This is a genomic window from Embleya sp. AB8 (genome assembly GCF_049739465.1).
In the GTDB taxonomy this organism is placed as follows: Bacteria; Actinomycetota; Actinomycetes; order Streptomycetales; family Streptomycetaceae; genus Embleya.
The window spans coordinates 221,867-225,939 of sequence record NZ_JBMHHY010000014.1; the positions used below are offsets into that span (position 1 = coordinate 221,867).

The window sequence follows — 4,073 nt, forward strand, 5'->3', positions numbered from 1 at the left end:
CGCGTTGGTAGCCGGAGCTTAAACCTCGATCGTTCATGAGTTTTCGTCGGTTCGTGATCGAGGGCCCATGCCGGTGAGGAGCCGTCCTTCCAGCCAACCGGTATGCGGGGGCCGCGAGTTCGAATCTGCTCGGGGGCTACGTGCGACCGTGCCGTGCCGCGTCGTGCCGTTGCTCGACGAGGTTGATGAACTGGCCGGCGGTCGAGTTGCTGTAGAAGTCGCGGGTCGAGACCCTGGGCAGTTGCCGTTCGCGCATCGAGGTGAGTACCTGGACGACGAGCAGGGAGTTGCCGCCCATTTCGAAGAAGTTGTCCTCCCTGGTCACCGGGGTCCGCAGGCAATGGCTCCAGATGTCCAGGACTGCCGCGGCGAGCCGGTCGGGCTCGGCCGCCGGCAGCGGATCGGGGGCGACCGGGTCCGGCCGGTGGGCGAGTGCGCCGAGGGTGGGTGCGGGGAGCCGGGCGAGGTCCGGTTTTCCGTTCTCGGTGAGTGGGATCGTGGGGATCTCGGTCAAGGTGGTGGGCGTCATGTAGTCGGGGAGGATGCGTCGGGCGCGGTCCAGGACCCGGCGGGTGTCGGAGCCGGCGGTGAGGACTACGTAGGCGTCGATGCGACTGGTCGCCGGATCGCCGGGCGTGGCCTGGTTCACCACCACGACGGCCGCGCCGACCTCGGGGTCGGCGGCCAATACCGAGCGGATCTCGTCCAGTTCGATGCGGTGCCCGCGAATCTTCACCTGATTGTCGAGCCGGCCGAGGTGGTCGAGTCGCCCGTCGGGCCGCAGTCGGCCCTTGTCGCCGCTGCGATAGAGGCGCTCACCCGTCGCCGCGTCGAGGATGAACCGCTGGGCGGTCAGCTCCGGGCGACCCAGGTAGCCGTGCGCCACACCCGCGCCGCCGACGTGGATCTCGCCCGTCGGGCCGGGAGGCAGCACCCGCCCGTGTTCGTCGCGGACCGACACCGACCAGCCCGGCAGCGCGCGGCCGACCGAACGGGAGCCCGCCACGACCTCGGCCGGGGTGATGGTCTGCGCGGTCACATGCACCGTGGTCTCGGTGATGCCGAACATGTTCACCACGCGACAACGGGTGTGCGAATGACGCGCGAACCAGGGGCCCAGTACGGCCGTGTCCAGGGGCTCGCCGCCGAAGATCAGCAGTCGCACGGACAGTTCGTCGGTTGCCCGCCGATCCGTGCGCGCGAGTTGGGCGAAGGCCGAGGGGGTCTGGTTCAGTACGGTGACCCGCTGCTCCACCAGGAGCCGGTGGAACTCCTCGGTGTCGCGCGCCACCCAGTAGGAGACGATGACCAGTCGTGCACCGGTGAGCAGGCAGCCCCAGATCTCCCAGACCGAGAAGTCGAAGGCACTGGAGTGGAAGAGCGTCCAGACGTCGTCCGGGGCCAGGTGGAAATCCGCGGCGGTGGCGGCCAGCAGGGCGGTGACGTTGTGGTGCGGGACGACGACGCCCTTCGGGCGGCCGGTGGACCCCGAGGTGTGGATCACATAGGCGGGCGCGTCGGCGTCTCGCGACGTCCGGGCCGTCGTACGGTCACCGTCGAGGGCGGCGGCGGCGATCACCTCCGCCGGTCGCCGGACCACGACGTCCGCCATGGTGGGGAACGACCCGACGTCGGCGGCCAGGACCAGACGCAGGTCCGCGTTTTCCACGATGTAGCGCAGGCGATCGGGTGGATACCCGGCATCCATCGGCACGTAGGCGCATCCCGCCTTCAAGACGCCCAGCATGGCGACCACGAGCGAAGTGTCGCGGTCCAGGCAGATGCCGACCATGGCACCGGCGGTGACGCCGGACGCGCGCAATCCGGCGGCGAGGGCATCGGCCCGCTCGTCGAGTTGACGGTAGGTCAGTTCACCGTCGTCGGCCACCAGCGCCACGGCGTCCGGACGGCGCCGGGCCACCTCCTCGAACAGCCGGTCGATCCGGGGTGTATCGCCCGAGGGCACTCCCGCACCGCCCAGTCGCAGGATCTCTCGGACCTGCTCCGGGTCCACGAGCGGCGGCCGGGCCGGCAACGGCGCGCCGGGGTCGGCGGCAAGCCGCGTGGCCAGGCGCACCACGCTCGCACAGAAGCCGTCGGCGACCTCCGGGGCGATCGTGCCCTCGTCGAATCGGCACCACCCCTCGAACGAGCCGTCCGGGCCCTCGACTCCGTGTACGGTCAGCGGGAAGACCGGGGCCAGTGTGGGCAGATACGTGCGGTCCGCGCGCGCGGGGGTGATCACCACGCCGACCGGGGGCAGTGCGGCCCCGGGGCCGGACGGCATCGCGTCCAGGCTGCCGACCTCGGGGTCCGCCGCCCCGCCGTATCCGGCCAGGGTGAGGGCGACCGCCGTGCGCACCGCGTGTGCGCCTCCCGCGCCGGTCGGCACCGTCAGCGGGCATGAGCCGACGATGCCTGCGCGGCGCGGATCGCCCAGTCCCCAATCCACGGCGGGCCACCCGCCGTTCGGCGTCGGCTCGACGGCGGGCGAGAGGAGTGCCCCGCCCGGGTCGGCGTCCGACCCGAGGACGTCGGCGACCCGGTCCAGGGCCGCGAGCGAAAAGCGCCCGCGCGCCGCGACCAGGACCAGATCGCCGGTCGCGTCGGCGTAGCGCACCAGCACCGCGCGCAACGGAAAGGGGCCCTCCCGCACCGGGCGCAGCGCCTCGCGCCGGACCCGGGCCCGGGCGCTAGGGGCGTCGCGCGGACCGGACACGGTCACCTCGGCCAGTGGCAACCGGTCCGGCGCGCCCCACCGCCGGCCCGCCCGGTCCAGTCGCCGGCGGATCTCGTCGGCGCCCGGGGCCGGGTCGCGCAGCCGCACGACCAGACTGTGGCAGTCGCGTCCCGGTCGGGACGACGCCGGCGACCCGGGCGGGTCGACCCGATCGGCCGTGGGCCGCGGCCTGTGCGTAGCTGTCGCCATCGTGCGCTCCTGCCGTGTCGGAGGGGTGGTTCTCGAATGCCGTGGTCGGGACCGGTGAACGAGGCGTTGCTTCGACCCGACCTGCGGGCCGGGCCGAGCCGGGCCCGCAGGGCGCCGGCCGGGCCGGCGCCGCCGGGCCGTTGATCCGGCCCCGACTCGGGTGCCGGCCCGCCATGCGGGCCGGGCGATCCCGCGACCGGTCGGCGTTCGCGGCCGGCTGGTGCGCGGCACCGGGTCGCAGGTCGGGTCGACTCGGCCGCCGTGGCCGAGCGCCGGTGCGCGTTTCGGGCCCGTCCCCGGCCTCACCGGCTGGTGAAGCCCGCGTCGACGGTGAGGACGGTGCCGGTTACCCGGCGGGAGTCGTCGCCGGCGAGCCAGAGCGCGGCCCCCGCGATGTCGGCCGGTTCGACCAGTGCGTTCATCGGCTGATCGCGCAGGAAGATCTCCTCGTGTTCGTCGACCGGGACGTCGAGCGAGCGGGCGATCTCCGCGAGCATGCGGCCCTCGACCAGCGGATCGTCCCGCACCGAGCCGGGGCACAGTGCGTTGACCCGGATCCGGAAGGGGGCGTAGTCCAATGCCGCGGCCTTGGTCAGGCCGATCAGGCCGTGCTTGGCGGTGACGTAGCCGGCGAAGTTGCGGTAGCCGACCAGGCCCGCCGTCGAGGAGACGTTGACGATGCTGCCGCTGCGCCGTTCGAGCATCGACGGTACGACGGCCTTGATCATCCGCCAGGCGCCGGTGACGTCGACGGCGAGCATCAGCGCCCAGTCGGCCTCGCTCACCTCGTGCAGGGGCAGGCCCGAAGGCGCGGCGATGCCCGCGTTGTTGACGAGCACGTCGATCGTGTGGAAACGCTCCAACGCGGCGTCGACCGCGGTCCGCACGCCGATCGGATCGCGCACGTCCACGGCGGCCGCGAGCACGGCGGCGCCGTGCTCCTCGCACAACTTCGCGGTGTGCGCCAACTGGCTCGCGGAGCCCAGCGGATAGCCCACGCCCGGCAGGTCGTCGGCGATGTCCAGAAGTACCAGGTCGGCTCCCTCGCGGGCGAATCGGACGGCGCATTCGCGGCCGAGGCCGCGGGCCGCTCCGGTGATGACGGCGGTCTTGCCCTGCAATGCCATGCCGTGGTCTCCGTTGC

At 72.8% G+C, this 4,073-nt stretch carries 2 protein-coding genes; both read right to left on the reverse strand.

The annotated features are described in order from the left end of the window. Positions 1-136 precede the first annotated feature (136 nt). Positions 137-2,827, reverse strand: coding sequence for an amino acid adenylation domain-containing protein (locus tag ABIA38_RS22445; RefSeq protein ID WP_424640537.1), 2,691 nt, complete (start codon positions 2,825-2,827; stop codon positions 137-139). Positions 2,828-3,231: 404 nt separating this feature from the next. Continuing rightward, positions 3,232-4,056: an SDR family oxidoreductase gene (locus ABIA38_RS22450; RefSeq protein ID WP_424640538.1), complete on the reverse strand. Its 825-nt coding sequence runs from the start codon at positions 4,054-4,056 to the stop codon at positions 3,232-3,234. Between the last annotated feature and the right edge of the window lie 17 nt (positions 4,057-4,073).